Raw genomic sequence first — 20,107 nt, 5'->3', positions numbered from 1 at the left:
TCTGTCAAGGTGTTCGAGCCTGCTCTTCACGTTTCTTTTCGATCAGCTCAAGATAAATTGCGTTCAGGGTTTCTGCCATGCTGCGGCTGCTCCAGTTTCTGGAATACTCCCTGGCTTCCAGGGATTTTCGCTTCCATAAATCCGGATCGTCCAGCAGCTCCCGAACCCTGGCGGAAAAGAGCTGGAGATCCTCGGGCACCATAAAACCGCCGTTGTCGCCGTTCATCACAATCCTGGTTCCCATTTCTCCGATGGCCACCACAGGTGTTCCGCTCATCATGGCTTCTATTGTTACCAGACCCTGGGTCTCCGTTTTCGAAGCAAAAACGAAAACATTTGCCAGAGCGTAGAGTTCTTTTACCCGGTCCCTTGGCACATAGCCGGTAAAGGCTATCCTGTCGCTCAGGTTTTCTCTGACCGCCCGCTTCTTCAGATCCGCCAGATATGGGCCTCCTCCGGTAATCACGAGGCGTGTTTCGGGATGGGTTTCCTGGATTATCCTGAAATGATCCAGAATAAAATCCATATTCTTTTCCCTGGTGACCCTCCCTACGTACAGCAGAATCGGATGGTCCTTCAAAAAGGGATAATCCGCAAAAAGAAAGGAGTTTTTTCTGGTCTCTTCCCGGTCCACATTCCCGAACTCCTCTTCCGGAACTCCCGTGGGAAGCACGTCAATCTGCTTTTTTATCCCGTAGGAGAGCAGTACCTGCTTCATCGGTTCGGTAGGGGTTATAACCCGGTCCACGGACTTCAGGGCTGTGCGCTGCATGCTCCGGGCCACCTGGCGCCCGATCTTGTCGGGGAAAGGGAGGTAGAGGTTGATATACTCTTCCCAGTAGGTATGACAGGTAAAGACCACCGGAATATTCCGTTTATGTCCGTATTTCAGGACCATCATGGAAAGGTCAAACTCGGTCTGGCAATGAATGATATCGGGCTGAATACTTTTAAGGAGCCGGAAAATCTTCCATCGCTCAGTTTTCCAGACCAGACGGTCCTCCGGGCTGAAGATAAACTGGAAGGATTTGAACCGATGAATGCCTGGATCGGAGGTGTTTTTCATGTTTGGATATTCCGGGGCGATGATGTGAACTTCATGGCCCATCTTTTCGAATTCCCGTTTAAATGCGTCTATGGAGACGGTCGCCCCGTTGCATCGTGGCCAATAGGTGTCGGTAGCAAAGACGATTTTCATGAAAATTCCTCACTTTACAGCAGAGTCTTTGTCAGGAAACAGTCTACCCCTCCTTCTATTCATGGGCAAGTGGAAACAACGAAAACTACACGCCCGTTCAGGTATCAACACATTATTCACAATATATCCACATGAACATCTTTTGTAATTTCCATAAAGTGTGATATGCTCTATTCAGCGAAAAAGACCAGGGAGAAATGTTAATGCTCGATGCAGCGTTTTCTGTGGGATACATGATTTTATTTGGAAGTATTTTCGGATGTATTTTCCTTGGACTCTTCAGATGGAACAGCGAAGAGAAAGATCCCCTGGAGGATCAGAAAGAAGGAGCCTGAGCCGGTCGTTCGACCGGCTTATTTTTTTCAGACCATCAAGATCCTATTTACGCTTTTTCCGCGGAGCCCTTCTGAAGTAAATCTGTTTACCCGGGGCGTTGTTCTGAACCTTCTCTTCTATTTCAAAAAGATTGGTGGCTGTTATAAGATCACTCAGTTTCTTGAAACCGTAGTTTCTGGGGTCAAAGTCCGGGGTTTTCTTGGCTATGTTCTGGCCGATGTTCCCCAGGTAGGCCCATCCGGAATCGTCGGCCGAGGCTTCCACTGCCGTTCGCAGAATATGGACAAGTTTGGAGTCCTGGCGCAGTTCGTTTATGGTCATCCGCCGCTTGTTGCTGGTCTCCTCGTCATCCTCTTCCTCCTCGGAGTATTCCCGGAGTATCTCTGTGTAGATAAATTTGTCGACCGCGGCAACGAAAGGCTTGGGAGTCTTCTTTTCTCCAAAGCCGTATACCGTTTTACCTGCTTCCCGTAATCGGGCGCAGAGCTTGGTATAGTCCGAATCCGAGGAGACTATACAGAAACCGTCAATGTCTCCGGTGTACAGCAGATCCATGGCGTCGATGATCATGGCCGAATCCGTAGCGTTTTTGCCGGTGGTGTAGCTAAACTGCTGTATAGGTTGAATGGAATAATCCAGAAGGGTCTCCTTCCAGCTTCGCAGTTTCTGGCTTGTCCAGTCGCCGTATATCCTTTTTACGCTGGCGGTCCCGTATTTGGCAATCTCCGCCAGGAGCCCGTCGATAATCGAAGCCTGAGCATTGTCGGCATCGATAAGCACCGCGAGCTTTTCCAAGTTGTTCTCTTTCATACTTTCCTTATCCTACTCTCCATGCAGAATCTGTGCAAGGATTCTGAACGCCAGTCTTATGCAGAAATGTCGATTCGGAAGGACCGATGAATCCTGCTGCGCCGGGAAAAATCCGGGGGTATGCTTTTTGAGCTGAGTTCTTCCACCTTATACCGGTCAAAAAGTTCCGCATCCGGTTCAAAGCGGCTGAAGTTGGTACAGAAGATAATCGTTCCCCCGGGGCGCATGATTTTCGACGTCAGATCAATGAGTTCCCTGTGATCTCTCTGCACATCAAAGTCCCGCCGCCGGTCCTTGGAATTCGAGTAGGTGGGAGGATCGATATAGGCCAGATCGAAGCGTTCTTTCCCTCTGGCGGCGGAACGGAGGAAATCGATGCTGTCCGCCTGCCGTATGCGGTGTTTTCCCGTATCCATGCGGTTGAGACGAAGGTTGTCCTGTCCCCATTGGAGGTAACGGGAAGAGGCATCCACGCTCAGGCTGGATTCAGCCCCTCCCGCGGCGGCTGCTACAGTGGCGCTGCAGGTGTAGGCGAATAGGTTCAAAAAACGTTTCCCCTTCGAAAGGTCGCGGATAATCCGTCGCAGCTCCCGGCTGTCGAGAAAGAGACCGGTATCCAGGTATTCGGAAAAATTGACGAAGAAACGAAGATCCCCTTCACGGCAGATCAGGCGTCCGCTCCCAGTGTCCGAGGGATTCTGCCGTCCGTAACGATCGCTGACGCCGAGTTTCCGACGTTCCTTCAGGAATATCCCCTCCGAACCGATGTCCAGATACTGTATAAGCCCTTCAACTGCCTCCCTGCGACGGCGTCGGACTGCCCGGTCTTCAATCTGGGCCGGGGCGGCGTATTCCTGCAGATGGCACCACTTTTCTTCATAGATATCCACGGCAAAGGCGTATTCCGGCATGTCCTTGTCGTAGAGGCGGTAGCAGCTGACCGGGCCATCAGCTATATAGCGTTTCAGGGCCTTACGGTTCTTCCTGAGCCGGTTCATGAACATCTGTGTGCCCTGGGAGGGGCTGTACTCTTCAATTTTCGCGTGGACAAGCTGTACCGGGATCGGTCCGTTGGCAAGCTTGTGCACCTTTTCAGCCTGTATGCCTGTGGCGAGGCCCAGCTCCTTGTCCGGAGAGAGGAAGGATATCCTCCAGCCCGGAAAAGCGCGGCGGGCGCTGAGTCCCAGATCCGTATAGATGATCTCCGCCTGGGTACTCGTCTCCAGTCGTTCGCCGTAGGGGGGATTGGTCGCGATCAGTCCCGGCACGGTTCCCCGTCGGGGAGAGGCTTTGTGAACCGGACATTCGTGAATATGCACGATTCCCTCGAGCCCGGCACGCAGGACGCTTTTTCGGGCGATGCTGACGGCTGCCGGGTCTATGTCGCTGCCTTCAATGGAGACAGGGGACTTTGCCAGCCTGTTGCAGGCCTCCCTGTTTGACAGAAGGTATTCTTTTCGGAGTCTTTCCAGAAGCTCCCGGTCGTGCTGACGCCAGCCCAGTCCTCCCTGATCGGGACGCAGGGGACCGGGAACGATTCCCCCCGCCATCATGGCCGCTTCTATGCAGAGGGTGCCGCTTCCGCAGAAGGGATCGTAGAATCCGCCTCCCGATGCCGCTGTTTCAGGCCAGCCCGCCCGGTAGAGAACGGCCGCTGCCAGGTTCTCCCGTAAGGGGGCGGGGATTCCTTTCCCGCGGTAACCCCGTCGATGAAGGCTCCCGCCGCCGATGTCAACGGATATATCCACCTCCTGATGATGGATACGGACAGCCAGGATGGTGCCGGGTTTGTCGGTATCCACGTCCGGGCGGCTCCCGAAGATTTCTCTCAGGCGGTCGACTATGGCGTCCTTGATCTTCAGAACCGGAAAATTTGTATGCCGGAAAAGGCTGCTTTTTACGTTTCCGTCAATGCGGAAGCTTGAATCCAGGGAGATATGATCCTCCCAGGGGATATTCCGAATTTGCCCGTAGAGCTCATCGGCAGTATCTATAGTAAAGGACGAAACTGGAATTATAATGCGAGTTGCGCTACGATTCTCCATTAGGAGTCGGTAGACTGGTTCGAATGCCGCGGAGAACTCCACACCCCGGGGTCCGGAAGCGGTAACGGTGATTCCCATCCGGCTGATCTCTGCAGAAAGGAGATCTTCGCAATGGGGCAGGGGGATTGCACGGACAGAAAGCATTTGCATTGCTGTACTATAGATGGTAACTCCGGCACACCTCAAGGGGTGGTATCAACCGGAACCGGCAAGCTGACGACAATCAAACCATAAAGGTTGAAAAAATACGCGGAATGCGTAAAGGAGCGGTTAGTATGAAGAAAAAAAGAGTACCCATAGGAAAGTTTCTGGTTGCCAGAGGACTGCTCTCAGTGGAAGAAGAGCGGGCTGTGGCGGAAGAACAGAAAAACCTGGACGAGGACGATTATGAAGCCTTCGGACGCATTGCGGTGCGTAAGGGATTTATTACAGCCGAAGCGGTCAAGGAAGCCATGAAGGAGAGGTCCCGCCTCGAAAAGAACGCCTGAGGAGACTGTTCAAATATCAGGTATTATGAGATATAGTTGAAACATGATAAAAGCGAATCCCCTGAACATGCGGATATTCCTGTCCGCATGTTTTATCCTTTCTGTGCTGCTGTTTGCTTCCTGCGTGGCTTCACCCCCTCAGGATACGTTCCAGGCGGAGTTTGAAGCCCCCCTCATGGAAAAGGCCGCAGGCCGAAGCGCCCCGATGCCTGAAGCCGCCTCTGACTCTATGGCGGTCTCCTTTTCCAATGCCGCACAAGCCCCTGAACCCACACCAGCCTCACGTCAGAGAATATACTCTGCTTCCGTCGAGCTGGAGGTTACCAGAACTGATGAGGCTTTAAAGAGAATTGAGTCCATGGCAAAGGAGCTTGATGGTCGGATCGACGGTATCTACCCGGACAGTATCATCGTCAGGGTCCCGGCGGCGGGATTTCTCGGATTCCTCCGGGATCTGGAATCCGTGGGCAAGGTTCTGGACAAACGAATCGATGCCTTCGACGTAACCGATCGCCTCGCTGATACGGAGACCCGGCTTCGTCTGGCCACAGAGGCCAGGGAGAGACTGTATCTGCTTCTGGAAAGGGCGGAAGATACGGAGGAGCGTCTTAAGATTCTCCGGGAAATCAGGCGTCTGACCGAAACCATCGAAGCCCAGGAGGCACAGCTGATGACTCTCCGGTCCAGAATTGCCTTCTCCAGGGTCAGTATTGCCCTGAAATCCCGTACCGCCTCTCAGGGGGAGGCCCGGGAACGGATTCCTTTTTCCTGGATGAGGGAGCTGGATCCCTTTGCTGTCACCCTGCCGCGGCTGGCCAAAAGGCTTCCCCTCGATCTGGGGGCCGATTTCGCGGTCTTTAAGGATCCGCCTCAGGGGGAGGCCTTCTATGCCGAGGGCGCCGGGGGCTCCATCGTTCGACTCGGGAGCATCCCGAATGAACCCGACGGGGATGCCATGTTCTGGCAGAAGAGCATGCTCTACTACCTGACACCCCTGTTTGCGGAGCTTGTCCCCATGGAACTGGCCGGAAATGAGCCGATCTACGGCGTAAGCTGCCGTATCCCCGGCAGTCCGGGGTTCCGGTACGAGGTTTACGCGGTTCCCCGTAAAGGTGAGCTCTATATTGCGGAAGGGGTTTTTCCTGAAAGCGACTCTCCTTCCCTGATGGAAAGCTTCCATGCCGCGCTTATGGAGGTGCTGCCGTGACGGTAAGAACACGACTGTGGGGCATCCTTTTCGTTCTGTGCGGTATCCTGTCCACTGTATCCTTCGCCGAGAGTGAGGACACGGCTTCCGTTTCATACCATGTGGAAGCACGTCTGGTGGTCTATGATTCTGATGCTGCGGGGGACCGTATCGTGGAATGGTTTGAGTCCTCCGGCGGATACTTTACCGCCCGTCACGGAGAATACGTGGAGGGGCGTCTGCCCTTCGGCCTGCTTGAGGGAATACAGGAGAGGCTCAAAGGATTCGGTGAAGAGCTTCAGGAATATACGCTGATCGCCTCCGACCTCAGCGAAGAACTGCAGAGGACTGAAGCTTCCCTTTCATCCCGGGAGGAGGTTCTGTCCCGGAATCTTGAGCTTCTTGGCGGAGCTGATTTTTCCGGTACCCTGGCCATAGAGCGGGAGATTCGCGATCTGATCAGTGAAATCGAAAGTCTGCGAGCAAGAATTTCCCAGCTGAAGAACAACATCCGCTTTGCCGCTGTCCGTCTGAATCTGCGGAGTCAGGGGCATTTTCCTGACAACGGAAAGTTTTCCAGTTTTACCTGGATAAACAGCCTCGATTTTTACAGCTTTATGGAGGACGAGCCGCAGAAACGGCGATTTACCTGGCTGCCCCGTTTTGCCCCGGTTAATGAGGGACCCGAAGGTTTTTCCGTCTACCGGGATTCCCGGCTTTTTCGTGCGGTATCCCCCGACGGGGTCCGGATACGGGTAAGGGAGGTGAGGCCCGAACCCTCCATGGATCTCAGCTTCTGGCAGTCGGCAGTCACAAAGTATCTGGTGGAATCGGGCTATGAGCAGCGGGGAGACGGCATACGGCTTGGGAACAGCGGAAAGCGGGGTTTTATGCTGCGCTGGCTGCTTCCCTACGGGCAGGAGGAGTATGTCTACGCTCTGGCGATCATTCCTGACGGAAAGGATCTGTGTCTCGTTGAAATCGCCGGTAAACTTGAGGCCTTCGATATGCATTATACGGCGATTGAAGAGTGGGTGCGTACGGCAGCTCAGGGGCTGTAAAGACAACAGTGAAGGAGTTCCCATGGCCAGGGACGAAATGAAGACCTTTGTACTTGATACCAACGTGTTCATCCATAAACCGGACTGCATTCTCTCGTTTCGCGATAACGAAGTGGTTGTTCCCCTCTGGGTCCTGGAAGAGCTGGACAAGCTGAAAACCTTCAGTGATGAAAAAGGGCGCAACGCCCGTCAGGCCATCCGCTTTCTGGATGAGGTGGGAAAGCACGGAGATCTGAACAAGGGAGCCAAAGTCGGGGACGGGATACTGCTGAGGGTCTCCTTTGCCCAGGCGAGTAAAATCCCCGCCGACCTGAGCCGGGAAAAGGTGGACAATAAAATCCTTCTCACCGCAATGTCCCTGAAGAGTGAAGGGAAAAAGGTCTTTTTCGTTTCCAAGGACATAAACGCCAGGGTAAAGGCTACTGCCCTGGGGCTCAAGGCCGTGGATTATGAGCGCCAGAAGGTCAATATCATGGAACTCTACCCGGGATGGCGGGAGCTCGAGACCTCCGTGGAGATTCTCGACCAGCTGCAGCGGGGTGAAGCCGTTTCCCTGGAACAGAAACTCTTTACCAACGAGTTTGTTCTGGCGGGGCATCCCAAAACGGAGACCCGGGTTCTCGGCCGGTATCGGGACGGCATGGTACAGGCTATTCTTGGTGAGATGGAAGCCGTCAGCGGTGTAGTTCCGCTGAACGAGAAGCAGCGGATGGCCCTTGAACTGCTGCAGGACCCGGAAATCCGTCTCGTAAGTCTGGTCGGCAAGGCGGGAACGGGTAAAACCCTGCTTGCCATCGCCGCCGGGCTTTCTCAGGTGCTGGAGCAGAATGCCTATAAACGGGTCCTGGTAAGCCGGCCGGTGATACCCATGGGAAAAGACATCGGGTACCTGCCGGGGGCCAAAAACGAGAAGCTGTCCCACTGGATGCAGCCGCTTTTCGATAACCTGGAGTATATTCTTTCGGTTTATAAAAAACAGAACATCAAAAGCGTGGATTCTCTTCTCAATAACAACCTGCTGGAACTGGAGGCCCTTACCTATATCCGCGGAAGGTCTCTGCCGGATCAGTATATCATCATCGACGAGGCCCAGAACCTCTCGCCCCATGAGATCAAGACCATCGTCAGCCGGGCCGGGGAGGGGACCAAGGTGGTGTTGACGGGGGATCCTTACCAGATTGACAGTCCCTACCTGGATTCAAGCTCCAACGGACTGACCTACCTGGTGGAGACCCTGAAGGGGCAGGCACTCTTTGGCCATGTAACCCTGGATAAATCGGAGCGCAGCGCCCTGGCGGAACTGGCGGCGGAACTGCTGTAACGATTTGGCATGCGTATGCCGACAATGAAAAGGATATGAAGTACAGGTATTCCTTTATTCTGCTTATCCTGTCGGTCCTCACGGCACCCTTGTCAGGACAAGTACGTTTCTCGGATCTCCGGCTCTCCTCAGATGACATTCTGCTGTTCAAGGCAAATGCCGCTTCTCCGAGTTTCGGCAGTTATTCCACCCTTTTTCAGGCCGATCTTTCCTCCGGGAACATGGGACAACTCACCTTTTTTCCGGAACAGACAGCCCTGATAAACGGAGGAGAGAAACTGCAGATCCAAAACCGTTTCGGGGTGTTCCGCAGCGACGACTCCCTGAATACTATGCGTCCCCTCAGTACCTTCAACGCCTTTGTAAATGGTACGGAAATACAGACGGGCAAGATCAATACCCTCAGTGCTTCCCCGGACGGCCGTTATCTTCTCTATCTTTCTGCGACAAGCCATGGGTATGCGGATCTGATGCTGTATCATGTGGGCCAGGAAAAGGAGTTCCTGATCTCTCCGGCGGTGGAGATGGTCCTGGACAGTCCCAACGCCTCCTGGGCCCCGAATTCCCGTTTTTTTGTGTATCAGAAGGGGGGATATCTCTATTATTTTTCCATGGACCAGCTGATGGGAGACCGGGTTATAGATGAGAGCTTTCGGGCCCTGGGAAAGGGAGGCCTGTCCAGTATCCGCTGGGCCGGGCAGAGCGATCTGTACTATGTTACGGGAAACCTTGTATATCAGGTTTTGAGCCCCGAATTCTTTACCCGTTCCATTTATACCGGTCTTTTTGAAGTCGGCCACATTGCCGGAAAAATTCCCTTTGAGTTTGACCCGGTCTTCGACGCTTTCTGGATATCTCCCGATGGTTCCAGGATTCTTCTGAACAAGGGGGGACAGAATATCTTCCTGTATCCCCTCTCCCCCGATGACTATATCAGTACAGGGGATGCCACTACCCTGCCGTATCTTTATCTGCCCCGGAACTCCATGGTCAGGAAGGTTCTCTGGTCCTCCGGCGATATCGTCACCCTGCTAACCGATGGCCTGGTAAAAGGCAGTGATCAGTCACAGCTGTTCCGGCTCAATCTCCCGGCGGGTGAGACCCGCTTCAGCCGGGTCGATATCGATGGAGTGGAGAACCTGGTTCTTTCTCCAAGAGGGGAGATGTGTTCCCTGATTCTTGCGGACCGGGTTGAAATCCGGAACTACTACTCCTTCAACATAATCCAGTCGGTAAGCTATAATCGCCCCCTCCATGTTCTGTGGCGCAGCGACTCCCAGCTGATTATAGCCGGTGCATATGAAACCAGACTGTACGATCTCGAGGAAAGAAGTTCCTCTCTCATTTCCCTCTCCCAGCATGATGCCGCCGGTTTTTCTCCCGAGGGCGCCATTCGCGTTCTTAGCCATGACGGCAGCTCCCTGGACCGGGTTGGCGATACCTGGATAAGCGCCGGTGATGACGAACTGGTCCCGGTCAATGTGGCGACGGACAACTACCGTGTTTATGTGGAAGACAGAACAGGCGGGGCTTATCGTAACACTGTAATGGTGCGGGATCTGCGGGGTCTGGTTACGGAAACCCTCTTCCGGTATCCTGAAAAGCGCTACGATGTCTTCCCGAACAGGGAGGACCCGGTCGATTTCACCAACTTTACCCATGGGTCCCGGATCCGGCGCCGTGAGGTCTCTCTTGTCTTCAATGCCATAGACTCTATTGAAGGGCTTACCCGGGTTCTGCATACCCTTAAGGACTATGGTATCCGGGGAACCTTTTTTGTTAACGGGGAGTTCATGCGCCGGCATCCCGACGCGGTACGCGAAATTTCCGCCTCCGGTCACGAAGTGGGGTCTCTGTTTTATGCCTACTTCGATATGACTGACAGCCGTTTTGACGTGGACAAGGAGTTCATCAAGCGAGGACTCGCCCGCAATGAGGACGATTACTTTAAAATAACCGGGGATGAGCTCTCCCTTTTGTGGCATGCTCCATATTATTTTATAAACAGCGATATAATTGAAGCCTCCAGGGAGATGAACTATACTTATGTGGGCAGGGATGTCGATCCTCTGGACTGGATTACCCCCTGCAGCTCCGGGCGCCTTGCAGAACTCTACGCTCCTGCGGCGGATATCCTGGAGAGAATCCTGCGGCAGAAGAAGCCGGGATCAATAATTCCGGTGAGGATTGGCAAAACTCATCCGGAGAGGGAGGATTATCTCTTTAATTCCCTTGATATCTTGATTGACGAACTGATATCCTTGGGGTATACACTGGTTCCGGTCAGCGAATTGATGGAACATGCCAGGTAGATACCTCCTGGATGGTCGACGGACGGCTCAAGATTACAGTTGCCTCCGTCGATACTATAACTGATAATTACCAGGGAGGGGGGAGTGCTTTGAGTTCAGCAAACCCACTGAATGCATACAAAGAGACCAATATCAAGACCGCAAGTCCCGTAAAGCTTGTGATAATGCTCTATGACGAAGCCCTGCGGCAGATAGATACTGCCATAGAGCTGATGGAGCAGGGAGATAAACGTCTTGACAGGGTCAATAACGCCATTATCCGTGCCCAGGATATGGTTACAGAACTGACGGTATCCCTGGATTTTGAGAAGGGCGGCGATATAGCCAGGAACCTGAATAATATCTACTTCTACTTTAACCAGCAGCTTCTGGATGCCAACATCCGCAAAAAACCGGAGATCCTTAAACCGGTACGGAAACTGATGGCTGAGTTACGCAATGCCTGGCAGCAGATATCCGCCAATGCCAATACCTCCATGGATGAAAATGCCAGCAGCTACCGCGGCGTCAATATCGCAGGGTAAGAATCACCCGTACGCGGCGGAGCTCAAGGAACGGGTGCTGCAGACAGCATCGGAATACCGGCGGGTTCTTACGTTTCTGTCCGCCGACCTCGAGAAAGATCTTCCTGCGGTTTTCGCCGAACACCTGAAACTGGAGCGTGAGTTGTTCCGGCGCTTTGCAGCCTCTTTAAAGGTCTGGACAGGCCTGAATCTTCCCGATGGACAACTGGAACAGGAGATCCGGGATGTAACACGCCGGCAGCGGACGCTTCAGGACCGGATCTCCCAAAAGAAAAACCTCTTGCAGGGGCGCCTCGAAAAGGGTACCCTCCCTCCACGTCCCAGGCGCCTGTACGATGAAAACACTACTTTTTTAGATATATCGTGCTGACCGCCCTGCGGCACGATCCGCACGGAGGAGCTCTCTATGTCAAAAAAACTCTATCTTGTAGACGGATACGCCCTTATTTACCGTTCCTATTTTGCCTTTATCCGCAAACCCCTGTTTAATCCCCAGGGGCGGAACAGTTCTGCGGTTTTCGGCTTTTTCCGTACCCTCCTGAGCATTATGCAGCAGTATTCCCCGGAATCCCTGGCGGTGGTGTTCGATTCCATGACGCCGACCTTTCGCCATGTAAAATATCCGGCCTACAAGGCCACCAGGGAAAAGGCTCCCGAGGATCTCCATGCCCAGGTTCCTGTAATCGAGGAGATTCTCAAGGCCATGAAATTCCCTCAGCTGAGACAGGATGGGGTGGAGGCTGATGATATCATCGCCACCTATGCGTCCCGGGCAGCTTCGGAAGGCTGGCCCTGCGTCATCATTACCGGAGACAAGGATCTGATGCAGCTGGTGGGAAAGAGCGTGAGTGCCATGATTCCGGATAAAAGCGGCGGCTATGCCGAAGTCGGTCCGGAGGAAGTTTCCGAAAAATTCGGTGTTGCCCCGGAACAGATCCTGGACTACCTCTCCCTCGTGGGGGACCAGTCGGACAATGTTCCGGGGGTAAAGGGTATCGGCCCCAAGGGCGCGGTGGACCTGATCCGCAGGTTCGGAAGCCTGGAAGGAATCTATGAGAACCTCGATCAACTGAGTCCCGGGCAGCAGGAGAAACTGCAGCAGGAGCGGGAGAACGCTTTTTTAAGCCGGGAGCTGATCACCCTCAAAACCGATGTTCAGGAGCTTCCTCCCCCAGAAGAGCTCGTTCTGGGAGATTACGATAAGGAGCAGGTAATTCGGCTCTTCCTGAGAGAGGGGGCAAGCAGTCTTGCCGAACAGCTGGGGACGGCAAAGGAGGTTCGGGCGGAGAAGAAAGAGGACAGCTATTCCGGAGAAAATGCAGAATATATTTCCCTGCTTGCTGCGGATGAACTGGATCGGCTGAAAAAAGCTCTTCTCGAGGCGAAGCTCTTTGCCCTGGATGTGGAAACCGACTCTCTGGATCCCATGAAGGCCCGTCCCGTGGGAGTCTCCATTGCTCTGGAGGCCGGGCAGGCCTGGTATATTCCCCTGATCTGCGAGGGGACCGAAACCCTCGAGGAAGAGGGAGTTCGGCGTATGATCGCGGAGATCCTCAAGAACCCGGACTGTACCTGGGTCGGTCAGAACCTGAAGTACGATTACAAGGTCCTCAAACGCTGGGGAATAGAAGATATACAGGCCAAGCTGTTCGACACCATGGTTGCAGCATGGCTCCTCGATTCCACCGCCAATACCTTCGGGATGGACGCCCTCGCTGAACGGCTGCTGCAGTACAGGACCATCCATTTTGACGATGTGGTTCCCAAGGGAAAAGAGTTCAAGGATGTTCCCCTCAAGGAGGCGACTGCCTATGCCGCGGAGGATGCGGACATTACCTTCCGGCTCTACGAATACCTGAAACCCCGGCTCGAGGAGGAAGATCTTGCCCGGACCTTTCGAGATCTTGAAATGCCGCTGACCCGGGTCCTCGCAGAGATGGAGTATGCCGGAATCGGACTGGACGGAAAATCCCTGGAACGCTATGGAAAGGAGCTTGCCAAAGCCCTGGACGGGATTCAAAAAGAGATTTGGGACCTCTGCGGCAGGGAGTTCAATATCAACTCCACCAAGCAGCTGCAGGAGATCCTGTTCGAGGAACGGAAACTGAATCCTGTAAAAAAGACGAAGACCGGATACTCCACGGACACCTCCGTTCTTGAACAGCTCGCCGAGGAGGATCCTGTCCCGGAGCTTATTCTGAAGCACCGGGGGCTGGCAAAGCTCAAGTCCACCTACGTGGATACCCTTCCAAAGGAGATTAACCCCCACACCGGACGCATCCATACCAGTTTTCAACAGACCGGTACCGCCACGGGACGTCTGGCCAGCAAGAACCCCAACCTGCAGAATATCCCCGTCAGGGATGAGGCAGGCAGGGCCATCCGGAGCGCCTTTATTCCTCGCAAGGGGTGCCGCTTTATCAGCGCCGACTATGCTCAGATCGAGCTTGCCGTTTTTGCCCATCTTTCGGGGGATGAGACTCTGAGCAGGGCCTTTGAAAAGGGGACGGATATCCACCGCCAGACCGCGGCTCTGATTTTCGGTGTGGATGAAGCGGAGGTCAGTCCGGATCAGCGCCGGGTGGCTAAAACCATCAACTTCGGGGTTATCTACGGAATGAGCCCTTTCCGGCTTTCCAATGAGCTCCGCATTTCCCGCTCGGATGCCGCACATTTTATAGAAGCCTATTTTGCCCAGTATCCGAAGGTGAGGGAGTTTATAGACGCCACCGTCAGCGAGACCGAGAAAAGCGGTTATGTGCGGACCCTCATGGGACACCGGCGTTTTGTTCCGGGAATTACCAGCCGCAACAGGACGGAAAAGAGCGGCGCAGAGCGGATTGCCGTGAATACGCCGGTGCAGGGATCAGCGGCGGATATTGTAAAGACAGCCATGATCAAGCTCGACATGGCCCTGATGGAGGGCGGGTACCGGACAAAACTGCTGCTCCAGGTCCATGACGAACTGATTCTGGAGGCCCCGGAGGACGAAGTCGTGAGGGTCTCGGAGCTTGTCGTTCATACCATGCAGACGGCTGTTGAGCTTTCGGTACCCCTTAAGGTGAGCATCGAGGACGGCGACAGCTGGGGTGCCGTCCATTGAGCAGGATCGTCGGGGTCGCGGGTCTTTACTGTGCCGGAAAAAGCCTGGCGGCGGAGATCCTCCGGAGCAGGGGATATGAAGAGATCGATGTGGATTCCCTGGGGCATTACGCTCGAGAGCGTATGGCGCGGGAGGTTGAAGAAGCCTTTGGTACAACGGACCGAAGGGAACTGGGCAGAATCGTTTTCAGCGATGCGGAGCAGCTCAGGCGTCTGGAAGCGATTGTTCATCCCTGGATGATAGACGAGGTCGGGCGCCGGGTGGATTCCCTGAGGCGGGAAGGGAAAGACGGAGTCATAAACGCGGCGCTGCTTTTTCCCATGGGACTGCACAGCTTCTGCGACAAGGTCCTGTGGATTACCGCGTCCCTTCCTGTGCGTTTTCTGCGCGCCCGGCGCCGGGATTCCCTTACTCCCTGCGGGTTCATTCGAAGACTTCGTTCCCAGCGCAAATTGTATCCTCAAAAAGTCGGCGAAAATGTCGATATATCTAGAGTAGCTAACAATGGCAACCGGCGCAGGTTTGAGCGCCGTATTCTTGACCTGTTGTAGCAGATACGGAGATACAGATAATGGAACAGCAGAAACTTTTATGGATAGTATTCGCCCTGGCAACGGGTTTCCTGGTTGTTGTCGCCGCGGCGTTTATCTTATTTGTTCCCCCGGCAGAGAGTTCTGTGGCCGATCAGGGTATTGCAGCGGTAGATGAAGACATATTCGATGTAACCGAGCATCTGAAAAACGGCGATAAGCCTCTCGCCCTCGAGCCTGAGGAACCGGCACAGGAGGAAACGAGCTTTGTTATCGGCGTAACGGAAGACGCAGAGCCGGAACCCGCGTCGGCAGAACCGACGAAAGGTGAAACAGGAAGCGTGGAAGCTTCGGCTCAGGTTCCGGAGACAAAGCCCGCCCCTGAACCCCAGGAGGTCGTACGGGCCCCCCGGCCAGCTCCGGCTCCTGTAAAACCCGCTCCCCCTAAAACGGTACGGGTAACGGAATACTGGATACAGGCCGGTTCCTTCACCCAGCGGTCCAGCGCGGAGCGGGCCAGGGAGAGTCTGAAGGAAAAGGAATTTGACTCGGTAATCTTTACCAGAAATATTAACGGAACAGAGTATTTCCGGGTCCGCATCGGGCCGTACAGACATAAAGCCGAGGCGGAAAAGTTCCTCTCCTACGTGAAGAACATCTCCAGCTTCGAAGGAAGCCAGATTTTCGAGGTGTATGTGGAGAAAACCTTATAGGTTTTCGGTTTCATCTGTGTACAAGCTCCTGCAGCGGAAGGCAGTTCCGAAGCAGGAGCTTTTTTTATCCCCGGGTCAGGCTCCGATACCAGGGCGTGGTGATACCAAGGATCTTCTTTTTCTGTTCCACCACAGTTTCGTAACCTATGCGGATTAACTCCCCGGGAGATGAAAAATCAAAGGGGCGGTCAGTATTGCCCGGGACAAGTTCCAGGGAGGGTGTGTCTTTGGGGGTCCTGGTCTGGCCGTAACAGGCAATGGTAAAGGCCCGCAGGAATATGGAGAAGCCGTTGGCGATATCCTCCTTTGTCGCTGTCCGTCTGGGGGTCACGTTTACCGCGATGACCCGTTTTATTCCAAGACTTCGGGGAATCCAGACCGGCAGGTTATCCGCCACCGCACCGTCGCAGAGCAGCAGCTTGTCCCGCTCCACCGGGGTAAATACCCCGGGAAAAGCCATGGACGCGCGTATCGCCTCTGCCACCGATCCACGGTGCATCAGGATCTCCCTGCCGCTTCTCAGATCGACGGCATTACAGTAAAACGGAATCCGGGTATCCGAGAAAGTCGCATTGTTTGTAATGCGGTGGAGGAGTTTCAGGATTTTTGAACCCCCGTCGGCTCCCCGGCTCATAAGCATGCGGTTGACCGCCTCCTGGGCCTGGAGGAAACGGGTTACCGCCCCGATGTTCAGCTGAAAACTGCGTCCTTCCAGATAATGGAAGATGTTGAAATCCCTCAGAAGCTCTTCAAAGTCTTCAACCTCCATCCCGCAGGCATAGGCCCCGCCGATGATAGCCCCGATGGAGGTTCCGGCAATCAGGTCCGGTTTCAGCCTGAGGGCCTCAAGCCCTTTGAGTACTCCTATATGGGAGAGGCCGGTGCCGCCGCCCCCTGAAAGAACCAGTGCCCATTTCATGGAAACAGGCTACAGGGAGTAGAAGGGATGGTCAATCCATGGTACCTTCCGGGGGGTATGGGAAATTCTGGTAACACCCCGGTTAAGGCTATTGAAAATATTGAGATCCTGAGAGAGTCTGTCCCCCTCCGCCCCGAAGAAGAGGCCTGGCTCAGGTCGGGGAAGGAGAATCCGGGGCTCCCCCTGCGTATCACCCCCCATTACCTCAAACTCATGAAAAAGGATCTCTCCGGGGCCCTGCGCCGTATGGCCATACCCCGGGGCGAGGAATGGACGGTCCTGGATTACGAAACGCCAGATCCCCTGCACGAAGAACCCTACGAGGTCGTCCACCGCTGCATACACCGTTACCGGGACCGGGTGCTCGTGCTCCTTACCGATGCCTGCGCCCTTTACTGCCGGTACTGTTTCCGGCGTCGTTTTACCGGGGAGAACCGGGGTGTACTGGGGGACGAAGAGATCCGGGCTGTAAAGGACTATCTCGAAAGCCATCCCGAAGTGAGGGAGGTGATCCTGTCCGGGGGCGACCCGCTGATGCTGCCGGACAGGAAGCTTGATTCCATTATCGGGATCCTGGGCAATGCCGGCAGTGTTCGTTCTCTTCGGCTTTCCAGCCGTATCCCGGTGGTTCTTCCGTCGCGGATTACCGCCGCTCTCGCCGGGATTCTCTCCTCCGGTCCCAGGGTATGGCAGGTCATCCATATAAACCATCCCGCGGAGATCAGTCCGGAGTTTCTTGCGGCAGTCGATCTGCTGGCGAAGCGGGGGATTCCGATGCTGAGCCAGAGTGTGCTTCTCAAGGGTGTGAATGATGATCCGGAGATTCTGGCAAAGCTTTTCCGTGGACTTGTTGCCGCGGGGGTAAAACCCTACTATCTTTTTCAGGGAGATCTGGCTCCCGGAACCTCGCATCTGCGGGTTCCCCTTTCCCGGGGGCTCAGTATTTTCCGGGAACTGAGTTCAATGGTTTCCGGGCTGGCCCTTCCCGCTTACGCTGTGGATCTCCCGGGAGGCGGCGGCAAGGTGCGTCTTGGGGCTGAAGCTATTGCCGGGCTTCATGACGGTGAGTATCATATTCGCAGTATCGACGGCAGGATCTTCAGGTACCCTGAGGAGCCGGTATAGCCGGTACAGCCGGAAGGAAGAAATATGTCTGTAATTTTTGCCCGGGAGATGGGCTTTTGCATGGGTGTCCGCAGGGCGGTCGCTCTGATAGAGAAGGAACTGGACAAGGATAAATCGGGGCCTCTGGCCACTTACGGCCCTCTTATTCACAATCCCCAGGTGGTCGCATCCTACGAGGCCAGGGGGGTCCGCAGCATAAAGGATCCTGCGGAGGCACAGCGGGGGGACCGGGTCGTCATCCGGGCCCATGGGGTTCCCGGCGGGGTCAGACGTTCCCTGGAAGAACGGGGAGCCTGGATCGTGGATGCAACCTGTCCCAAGGTTGCTCTTTCAATCCGTAAAGCCCGTCAGGCAGAGGCAGAGGGGAGACAGGTCCTTCTGGTGGGGGACGCCGGGCATGGTGAAATGCTTGCCGTGGCGGGGTCTCTTGCCAATCCTGCGTCTGCAAAGGTTATTGCCGACCTCCAGGGTGCCCGCAGTGTGAGTCTCAACACGAAGGTAACCCTGATTGCACAAACCACCTTCGATGAGGAGATCTACGGGAAGATCGCCGAAATAATCTGTTCCAGGGTGGAGGACTGCCGGGTTGAGACTTCCATCTGTCCCGCTACCCGGTCACGGCAGGAAGCGGTACGGCAGCTTGCACAGGAGGTGGACGGCATCGTGGTGATCGGCGGAAAAAACAGCGCCAATACACGCAGACTCTACGAACTTGCCCTGTCCACGGGAATTCCCGCATGGCATGTTGAAGGGCCCGGTGACGTGCCGCCAGAGGTGGGAGAGCTGAAGACCGTCGGCATAAGCGCAGGAGCTTCCACTCCGGATGAAAGCATACATCAAACAGCGGACCGTATCCTTGAACTGCAGGGAGAAAAGTAATGAACGTGACAACCAGAGACATAGAGACGATCCGGAACAAGCAGGGTTTTATATGCGACATGGACGGCGTTCTTTACCACGGAAACCGTCTGCTTCCGGGGGCCAGGGAGTTCGTCGCCTGGCTGAGACAGGAGAAAAAGCAGTTTCTGTTTCTTACCAACTCATCAGAACGCTCACCCAAGGAGCTCGATCAGAAGCTCGCGCGCCTGGGGATAGATGTTTCGGAAGAACATTTTTATACCAGCGCCCTCTCTACCGCCGCTTTTCTAAAAAGCCAGTCTCCCGGTGGCAGTGCCTTTGTAATCGGTGAGGCGGGACTTATCAATGCTCTTTATGATGCGGGCTTCTCGATGAACAACGTCAACCCGGATTATGTAGTGGTGGGTGAATCCCATTCCTATACCTTTGATACCCTGCAGAAAGCCATAAACCTGGTACTTAACGGGGCGCGTCTGATCGGTACAAATCCGGATGTTTCGGGACCGGCGGAGGTCGGGATTGTACCAGGTACGGGCTCGCTGATTGCTCCCATTGAGCTCGCCACGGGTTCCAAGGCCTACTTTGTGGGTAAGCCCAATCCCCTTATGATGCGCCACGCCCTGAAAAAGCTGGGATGCCGCAGGGAAGAGTCCATAATCATCGGAGACCGGATGGATACTGATATCATTGCGGGGATTGAGTCGGAAATCGATACCCTGCTTGTTCTGTCCGGGGTGACCTCCCGGGATGAAATCGCCGAGTTTGCCTACAGTCCCCACTTTATTCTCGACAATGTGGGTGCCTTTTTGTGAACCTTGCATATAAAAAGTCTGGTACTGGGCAGGTTCCGCTGGTCCTTCTCCACGGACTTTTTGCCTCAAAGGAGAACTTTCACGGGCTTTCCCGTAAACTTTCCGACGATTTTACTGTCTACGCGCCGGATCTGCGGAACCATGGGGAATCCTTTCATGATCCGGACATGAGCTACCAGGTGATGGCGGCAGACCTGGCTGCTTTTATCGAAGAGACCGGAATCGCTCCGGCAATGGTGTTCGGCCATTCCGTCGGCGGCAAGACAGCCATGGAGCTTGCTCTTTCCCGGCCTGAGCTGCTTCGAGCCCTGGTGGTTGAGGATATAGCTCCCAAAAGGTATCCTCCCCGGCTGGAACGGGAGGTCCGGGCCCTCGCCGAGCTGCCCCTCGGGGAGTTTACACAGCGTTCCGAAGCCGAACAGTGGATGATAAAAAGGCTGGGGAATCCGGCGGTCGCCCGTTTCCTGCTGAAGAATATGGTATCCGAAAAAGATGACGGCTTTTCCCTGCGGCTCAACATTGAAGGGATTCAGAATAATCTTGAAAAACTCCTGGATTTTCCCCAATCCTCCCGAAGCTACCATGGCAGGGTCCTTTTTATTCGGGGCGGTGCATCGGATTATATCCTGGACGAGGATTTGCCTCTCCTTCAGGGCTGTTTTCCCGATTTCCGGATTGAGACCCTTGAAGGTGCCAGCCACTGGGTCCACGCGGAGCAATCGGAAAATGTCGCCGGACTGGTGCGCGGTTTACTCTAGGCGGGGTG

The 20,107-nt window shown here is 54.7% G+C and carries 18 protein-coding genes; 14 read left to right on the top strand and 4 right to left on the bottom strand.

Translation table 11 applies throughout. The annotated features are described in order from the left end of the window. Positions 1 to 4 precede the first annotated feature (4 nt). The 3 genes from B4O97_RS09060 to rlmKL form a co-directional block, all read right to left on the bottom strand. Positions 5 to 1,198, bottom strand: coding sequence for a glycosyltransferase (locus tag B4O97_RS09060; RefSeq protein ID WP_083050213.1), 1,194 nt, complete (start codon positions 1,196 to 1,198; stop codon positions 5 to 7). A 378-nt stretch (positions 1,199 to 1,576) separates the two neighbouring features. After that, positions 1,577 to 2,344 carry an NYN domain-containing protein gene (locus B4O97_RS09055; protein ID WP_083050212.1) on the bottom strand — a complete coding sequence of 256 codons (768 nt, stop codon included), beginning with the start codon at positions 2,342 to 2,344 and terminating at the stop codon, positions 1,577 to 1,579. 56 nt (positions 2,345 to 2,400) lie between these two features. Continuing rightward, entirely contained in the window at positions 2,401 to 4,533 is a 2,133-nt protein-coding gene (rlmKL, locus tag B4O97_RS09050; RefSeq protein WP_158084228.1) for a bifunctional 23S rRNA (guanine(2069)-N(7))-methyltransferase RlmK/23S rRNA (guanine(2445)-N(2))-methyltransferase RlmL, read from the bottom strand. A 131-nt stretch (positions 4,534 to 4,664) separates the two neighbouring features. Between rlmKL and B4O97_RS09045 the strand changes: the two genes are divergently transcribed. The 10 genes from B4O97_RS09045 to B4O97_RS09000 all read left to right on the top strand — a co-directional run bounded on the left by B4O97_RS09045 (position 4,665) and on the right by B4O97_RS09000 (position 15,627). Further along, positions 4,665 to 4,877 (top strand): hypothetical protein, encoded by a 213-nt coding sequence (locus B4O97_RS09045; protein ID WP_083050208.1) that lies wholly within the window; start codon positions 4,665 to 4,667, stop codon positions 4,875 to 4,877. A 43-nt stretch (positions 4,878 to 4,920) separates the two neighbouring features. Then, positions 4,921 to 6,084, top strand: a complete 1,164-nt coding sequence (locus tag B4O97_RS09040) for a DUF4349 domain-containing protein (RefSeq protein ID WP_083050207.1) — start codon at positions 4,921 to 4,923, stop codon at positions 6,082 to 6,084. Next, positions 6,081 to 7,124 (top strand): DUF4349 domain-containing protein, encoded by a 1,044-nt coding sequence (locus B4O97_RS09035; protein ID WP_083050205.1) that lies wholly within the window; start codon positions 6,081 to 6,083, stop codon positions 7,122 to 7,124. The genes B4O97_RS09040 and B4O97_RS09035 overlap by 4 nt, the downstream gene beginning before the upstream one ends. 22 nt (positions 7,125 to 7,146) lie before the next feature. Continuing rightward, positions 7,147 to 8,445 carry a PhoH family protein gene (locus B4O97_RS09030; RefSeq protein ID WP_233143002.1) on the top strand — a complete coding sequence of 433 codons (1,299 nt, stop codon included), beginning with the start codon at positions 7,147 to 7,149 and terminating at the stop codon, positions 8,443 to 8,445. A gap of 35 nt (positions 8,446 to 8,480) precedes the next feature. Next, entirely contained in the window at positions 8,481 to 10,757 is a 2,277-nt protein-coding gene (locus B4O97_RS09025; protein ID WP_083050204.1) for a polysaccharide deacetylase family protein, read from the top strand. A gap of 89 nt (positions 10,758 to 10,846) precedes the next feature. Continuing rightward, a complete protein-coding gene (fliS, locus tag B4O97_RS09020; RefSeq protein ID WP_233143000.1) occupies positions 10,847 to 11,281 on the top strand; it encodes a flagellar export chaperone FliS in 435 nt (144 codons plus the stop codon). Next, entirely contained in the window at positions 11,244 to 11,651 is a 408-nt protein-coding gene (locus tag B4O97_RS09015) for a hypothetical protein (RefSeq protein WP_143305620.1), read from the top strand. The genes fliS and B4O97_RS09015 overlap by 38 nt, the downstream gene beginning before the upstream one ends. 36 nt (positions 11,652 to 11,687) lie before the next feature. After that, on the top strand, positions 11,688 to 14,384 hold the full coding sequence (gene polA / locus B4O97_RS09010; protein WP_083050198.1) for a DNA polymerase I: 2,697 nt from the start codon (positions 11,688 to 11,690) through the stop codon (positions 14,382 to 14,384). Further along, positions 14,381 to 14,935, top strand: coding sequence for a dephospho-CoA kinase (coaE, locus tag B4O97_RS09005; RefSeq protein ID WP_158084227.1), 555 nt, complete (start codon positions 14,381 to 14,383; stop codon positions 14,933 to 14,935). Before polA ends, coaE begins: the two co-directional genes overlap by 4 nt. Positions 14,936 to 14,955: 20 nt before the next feature. Further along, positions 14,956 to 15,627 (top strand): SPOR domain-containing protein, encoded by a 672-nt coding sequence (locus B4O97_RS09000; protein WP_083050194.1) that lies wholly within the window; start codon positions 14,956 to 14,958, stop codon positions 15,625 to 15,627. A 64-nt stretch (positions 15,628 to 15,691) separates the two neighbouring features. Here B4O97_RS09000 and B4O97_RS08995 read toward each other — a convergent pair whose 3' ends face one another. Further along, the gene (locus B4O97_RS08995; RefSeq protein ID WP_083050193.1) at positions 15,692 to 16,546 is read right to left on the bottom strand and encodes a patatin-like phospholipase family protein; all 855 of its coding nucleotides are present in this window, start codon (positions 16,544 to 16,546) and stop codon (positions 15,692 to 15,694) included. 27 nt (positions 16,547 to 16,573) lie between these two features. Here B4O97_RS08995 and B4O97_RS08990 point away from each other — a divergent pair, with 27 nt between their 5' ends. The 4 genes from B4O97_RS08990 to B4O97_RS08975 are packed head-to-tail and all read left to right on the top strand — an operon-like array spanning position 16,574 to position 20,099. Further along, on the top strand, positions 16,574 to 17,671 hold the full coding sequence (locus B4O97_RS08990; protein WP_096348870.1) for a KamA family radical SAM protein: 1,098 nt from the start codon (positions 16,574 to 16,576) through the stop codon (positions 17,669 to 17,671). A 24-nt stretch (positions 17,672 to 17,695) separates the two neighbouring features. Next, positions 17,696 to 18,550: a 4-hydroxy-3-methylbut-2-enyl diphosphate reductase gene (gene ispH, locus B4O97_RS08985; protein WP_083050191.1), complete on the top strand. Its 855-nt coding sequence runs from the start codon at positions 17,696 to 17,698 to the stop codon at positions 18,548 to 18,550. Next, on the top strand, positions 18,550 to 19,341 hold the full coding sequence (locus B4O97_RS08980; RefSeq protein ID WP_083050190.1) for an HAD-IIA family hydrolase: 792 nt from the start codon (positions 18,550 to 18,552) through the stop codon (positions 19,339 to 19,341). The genes ispH and B4O97_RS08980 overlap by 1 nt, the downstream gene beginning before the upstream one ends. Further along, on the top strand, positions 19,338 to 20,099 hold the full coding sequence (locus B4O97_RS08975; RefSeq protein WP_083050188.1) for an alpha/beta fold hydrolase: 762 nt from the start codon (positions 19,338 to 19,340) through the stop codon (positions 20,097 to 20,099). The genes B4O97_RS08980 and B4O97_RS08975 overlap by 4 nt, the downstream gene beginning before the upstream one ends. Positions 20,100 to 20,107 lie beyond the last annotated feature (8 nt).

Origin of the sequence: Marispirochaeta aestuarii (assembly GCF_002087085.1) — a bacterium.
In the GTDB taxonomy this organism is placed as follows: domain Bacteria; phylum Spirochaetota; class Spirochaetia; order JC444; family Marispirochaetaceae; genus Marispirochaeta; species Marispirochaeta aestuarii.
Note: the sequence above shows the minus strand (reverse complement) of the source record. Positions and strands in the feature narration are given on the sequence as shown.

Coding starts and splice junctions, on each gene's coding strand:
- B4O97_RS09060 (WP_083050213.1), bottom strand. CDS start 1,198: ATGAAAATCGTCTTTGCTACCGACACCTATTGGCCACGATGCAACGGG.
- B4O97_RS09055 (WP_083050212.1), bottom strand. CDS start 2,344: ATGAAAGAGAACAACTTGGAAAAGCTCGCGGTGCTTATCGATGCCGAC.
- rlmKL (WP_158084228.1), bottom strand. CDS start 4,533: ATGCTTTCTGTCCGTGCAATCCCCCTGCCCCATTGCGAAGATCTCCTT.
- B4O97_RS09045 (WP_083050208.1), top strand. CDS start 4,665: ATGAAGAAAAAAAGAGTACCCATAGGAAAGTTTCTGGTTGCCAGAGGA.
- B4O97_RS09040 (WP_083050207.1), top strand. CDS start 4,921: ATGATAAAAGCGAATCCCCTGAACATGCGGATATTCCTGTCCGCATGT.
- B4O97_RS09030 (WP_233143002.1), top strand. CDS start 7,147: ATGGCCAGGGACGAAATGAAGACCTTTGTACTTGATACCAACGTGTTC.
- B4O97_RS09025 (WP_083050204.1), top strand. CDS start 8,481: ATGAAGTACAGGTATTCCTTTATTCTGCTTATCCTGTCGGTCCTCACG.
- B4O97_RS09015 (WP_143305620.1), top strand. CDS start 11,244: ATGCCAGCAGCTACCGCGGCGTCAATATCGCAGGGTAAGAATCACCCG.
- polA (WP_083050198.1), top strand. CDS start 11,688: ATGTCAAAAAAACTCTATCTTGTAGACGGATACGCCCTTATTTACCGT.
- B4O97_RS09000 (WP_083050194.1), top strand. CDS start 14,956: ATGGAACAGCAGAAACTTTTATGGATAGTATTCGCCCTGGCAACGGGT.
- B4O97_RS08995 (WP_083050193.1), bottom strand. CDS start 16,546: ATGAAATGGGCACTGGTTCTTTCAGGGGGCGGCGGCACCGGCCTCTCC.
- B4O97_RS08990 (WP_096348870.1), top strand. CDS start 16,574: ATGGTCAATCCATGGTACCTTCCGGGGGGTATGGGAAATTCTGGTAAC.
- ispH (WP_083050191.1), top strand. CDS start 17,696: ATGTCTGTAATTTTTGCCCGGGAGATGGGCTTTTGCATGGGTGTCCGC.
- B4O97_RS08980 (WP_083050190.1), top strand. CDS start 18,550: ATGAACGTGACAACCAGAGACATAGAGACGATCCGGAACAAGCAGGGT.